This is a genomic window from Candidatus Avoscillospira sp. LCP25S3_F1 (assembly GCF_052117125.1).
Lineage (GTDB): Bacteria > Bacillota > Clostridia > Oscillospirales > Oscillospiraceae > Avoscillospira_A.
This window is the reverse complement of sequence record NZ_JBQKJT010000081.1, coordinates 1-384: the sequence shown is the minus strand read 5'-3', so window position 1 is coordinate 384 and position 384 is coordinate 1. Positions and strand designations below refer to the sequence as shown.

Genomic DNA, 384 nt, shown 5'->3' with positions numbered 1-384 from the left:
TTTTGATGAGAAACAAACTCCAAACAAAGGGGGATGCCTTATGTGGAGAAGTATACACCATTCAAAGACTATTTTCAATTGCTTGATGGAATTAAAATTGTGTCAGATACTATCACACATTGCAATAGGTCATATCATGTCCATCCTGATTGCTATGTTTTCTCGTGGCTACCGAGGTAAGACAGTTGATTTCGCCTTATGCAGTAATCACCATCGCACAACAATAGGTCACTTTTTGAACCATGGAAAATGGAAGGATGAGGTGATACAGGATAGTTTGAAACAAATGGTCATTGGGGTAATCTACCAGGAAGCTGAACGTTCAGGGCAGCCAATCTTCTGCATTGTGGATGATACGATTGCATCCAGGACAAAGCCTTCGTC

General features: G+C 40.9%; 1 pseudogene. It reads left to right on the top strand.

What is annotated here, in order from left to right:
* Positions 1 to 136: 136 nt before the first annotated feature.
* Positions 137 to 384: pseudogene (locus ACTQ33_RS17205) on the top strand (IS701 family transposase); the annotation flags it as partial.